At 43.7% G+C, this 2,605-nt stretch carries 4 protein-coding genes; 1 reads left to right on the plus strand and 3 read right to left on the minus strand.

Annotated elements, in window-relative coordinates:
- Positions 1–418, minus strand: a 418-nt coding sequence (locus ACLOR3_RS00730) for a YqeG family HAD IIIA-type phosphatase (protein ID WP_412036890.1), incomplete at its 3' end; no start/stop codon positions are given.
- Between the two features lie 183 nt (positions 419–601).
- Between ACLOR3_RS00730 and ACLOR3_RS00735 the strand changes: the two genes are divergently transcribed.
- Entirely contained in the window at positions 602–1,222 is a 621-nt protein-coding gene (locus ACLOR3_RS00735; RefSeq protein WP_411399998.1) for a TVP38/TMEM64 family protein, read from the plus strand.
- Positions 1,223–1,254: 32 nt separating this feature from the next.
- On the opposite strand, the gene ACLOR3_RS00740 is transcribed toward ACLOR3_RS00735, so the two are convergent.
- A complete protein-coding gene (locus tag ACLOR3_RS00740; RefSeq protein ID WP_411399999.1) occupies positions 1,255–2,166 on the minus strand; it encodes a DMT family transporter in 912 nt (303 codons plus the stop codon).
- Between the two features lie 124 nt (positions 2,167–2,290).
- Positions 2,291–2,605 (minus strand): LPXTG cell wall anchor domain-containing protein (locus tag ACLOR3_RS00745; RefSeq protein WP_412036891.1); only part of this gene is annotated, 315 nt, incomplete at its 5' end.

Below are 2,605 nucleotides of genomic sequence, written 5' to 3' on the forward strand. Positions count from 1 at the left end.
AAGGCTTGACCAAAATCGAACGAATGCCTGCACGATGGGCAGCACGGATATCCGTCATCAGTTGATCCCCGACCATGACCACTTCATTTTTCTCATAGTGGAAACGTTTGAGAGCCCGATTAATCCCAAAGGTAAAGGGCTTGAGCGACCAGGCTTCATAGTCAATATCAAATTTCTCAACCGCGCGCTTGACCCGTTTGGGGCTATTATTGGACACCACGATAACCCGAATCCCCCCATCACGAAGGTCATGCAACCACTGGCGCATCTCGGGAGTCCCATCCGGATTATTCCAAGCAATCAAGGTATTATCCAAATCCACAAGGACCGCCTTGATACCTTGTTTTTTCAAGTCTGCAACGGTGAGATCATAGGCTGCTTCCACCGCAAAATCTGGTTTGTAATTTTCGATTGACACGTTTTTCTCCATTTTTTATATTCTCTTCATTGTAGCATAAATAGACGTATTTTGCACTTGCTTCGTTGTCTCCCCTTTGTAAGAGGACCCATTCTATCTCTTTGATATTCCCTAAAATAGACAAAATCGTTACAAAGTTCCAAAAACGTGGTATAGTAGAAGAAAAAAATACGCGGAAGAGTTATGATAACAAAAGAAAAAAAATTGAGGGAGGTCTCCCCTCTCCTCCAAAAAGTCATTAATTGGTCCTCCATCATCGGGGCCCTGGCAACCCTTGCATTCTGTATCTGGGCCTACTTTGCTGGCATTCTCCAATCCAAGGAAACCTTGTCAGCTTTTATTCTCCAAGCAGGTATCTTCGGACCCCCTCTCTTTATCTTTCTTCAGATTCTTCAAACAGTGGTCCCTATTATTCCTGGCGCTCTAACATCTGTTGCTGGTGTCTTTATCTATGGCCACATCATCGGGACCATCTACAACTACATCGGCATCGTCATTGGCTGTGCCATCATCTTCCACCTCGCGAGAATGTACGGGCCTAAATTTGTCCAGTCTATGGTCAGCCAGAAGACATACGACAAGTATATTAATTGGCTCAACGAAGGCAAACGGTTTGATCGCTTCTTCATCTTCATGATGATCTGGCCCATCAGTCCAGCGGACTTTCTCTGCATGCTAGCTGGATTAACCAATATGACCTTTAAGCGCTATATGACCATTATTATTCTCTGTAAACCGATTACTCTGGTCATCTACACTTATGGTCTCACCTATATCATCGACTATTTCTGGCAAATGACCTAAAAAAGATGTTGGGCAAACACCCAGCATCTTTTTTATAGAATTCCTTTTTCTTTTTGAATAATGAGGTCTTTTAGAGAAATCAGAAGAACTGCTAGCAGGATCATCCCCATCCCTATAAAATCAATCGCATAGAACTGATCGTTCATGATCATATAGGCAAAAAATACAGCGGAAATAGGCTCAATAGAAGCTAATAAACTCCCCTTGACTGCCCCGACCATCGAGGTTCCTTTAAGAAAGACCGTATATGCAAAAATGGTTCCTAACACAATCAAGCCAAAGAGGGCCCAGAGGTTATCCGAAGAATAGTGTCCTTGAAAGGATACCAAGCCACTAAAAGGGAGCATGAGAATCCCTGGCAAGAGCATGCCTACCCCAATAACCAGCATGCTTCCCCATTTTTTGATTAAATTGAGGGGTAAAATGATATAGAGAGCGTAGGCAAAGGCAGAAAATAGGCCCCAGCCTAGACCCTTGGGCGTAATAGCCAATTGATTCAACTGTCCATGGGTTGCAATCAGGAAGGTCCCCCCAATTGCTAACAGCATAGAAGCAATCTCTGAGACAGTAGGCCCAACGCGGTCCTTAATGCAGGTATAGGCTAAAACACCAACCGGGCAAACGTATTGAAGCACTGTTGCAGTTCCAGCATTAGTTTCTGCAATAGCGATCAGATAGGTTAACTGAGTCAATAGCAAGCCAAAAAAGGCGAAGAGAATCAAAGAGATATAAGAGCTTTTATCCTTAAAAAAGGCAACAAACTTCTCCTTATCGGACAGATAAGCAAAGAGAAGGAGGACACCACCTGAAATTAGTAAACGAATATTGGTTAAAACGATAGCTGAAAAACCGTGGGCCATCAAATATTGCCCGCTGACTCCAGAAAGCCCCCAGGCAATTCCAGCAATCACAGTCATCACGGTTCCTTTGAAAGATGTAGACATGTTGCCTCCCAAAACTAATTAATACGGTACGCTGCTTCTTCTCTATTCTATCACAAAAACCAGCCCAAAAGGGCTGGTTTTATGTAGGATTTAAAAACTATTTTTAAATCCTATCTAGAAGATCTTATTCTTCTTTTCTCCCGTTCTTAGCCATTCCTAACCCGAGACCTCCTAAGAGAAGGAGCCCAGCTAAGCTAGTGAGGTTGGAGCTCGCTTCTCCTGTTTCAGGAAGCGCGCGAGCTGGACTTGCTTCTTCTCCATGTTCAACTGACGCAGAGTCAGGATGAGGAGCTAAAGCTTGAACCTCTGGCTCTTCTTTCTTTTGAGCAAGAAGTTGTGACGTCGGTTTAGCAGTTTGTGGAGGAAGGACTTTCTCTGGAGATGGAGATACCGGTGTATGGTATTCAGGACGATTTGGAAGAACAGGATTTTCAGCTTC

Origin of the sequence: Streptococcus intestinihominis, assembly GCF_046824975.1 — a bacterium.
Lineage (GTDB): Bacteria > Bacillota > Bacilli > Lactobacillales > Streptococcaceae > Streptococcus.

Coding starts and splice junctions, on each gene's coding strand:
- ACLOR3_RS00735 (WP_411399998.1), top strand. CDS start 602: ATGATAACAAAAGAAAAAAAATTGAGGGAGGTCTCCCCTCTCCTCCAA.
- ACLOR3_RS00740 (WP_411399999.1), bottom strand. CDS start 2,166: ATGTCTACATCTTTCAAAGGAACCGTGATGACTGTGATTGCTGGAATT.